The 436-nt window shown below is 58.9% G+C and carries 1 protein-coding gene; it reads left to right on the forward strand.

Going from position 1 to position 436, the window contains the following annotated elements; all coding sequences use genetic code 11:
* Positions 1–386, forward strand: a 386-nt coding sequence (locus EN906_RS36930; RefSeq protein WP_245484426.1) for a thiamine pyrophosphate-dependent enzyme, incomplete at its 5' end; no start/stop codon positions are given.
* Positions 387–436 lie beyond the last annotated feature (50 nt).

Below are 436 nucleotides of genomic sequence, written 5' to 3' on the forward strand. Positions count from 1 at the left end.
ATCTGCATGTCGTCGTGAACAACGCCTATCTCGGCCTGATCCGGCAGGCGCAGCGTGGGTTTTCGATGGACTTCGAGGTCGACCTTGCCTTCGAGAACATCAACCGGGCAGGCGATCCCGAGGCAGGCTATGGCGTCGACCATGTTGCCGTCGCCGAAGCGATGGGCTGCAAGGCGGTCAGGGTGCGCAAGCCGGAAGAGTTCGCCGGAGCCTTCAAGGAGGCGCAGCGGCTGATGAAAGAGCACCGGGTTCCGGTCGTGCTTGAATTCATCCTCGAACGCGTCACCAACATCTCCATGGGCACCGAGATCGACAAGATCACCGAATTCGAGGAGCTTGCCGAAAGCCACGAGGATGCGCCGACGGCGATCGTGATGTTGGATTAGGAGAAAAAGAATGCCGCGTTTTTCAGCCAATCTGTCGATGCTCTTTGGCG

This window comes from Mesorhizobium sp. M7A.F.Ca.CA.004.06.1.1, from assembly GCF_003999135.1.
Lineage (GTDB): Bacteria > Pseudomonadota > Alphaproteobacteria > Rhizobiales > Rhizobiaceae > Mesorhizobium.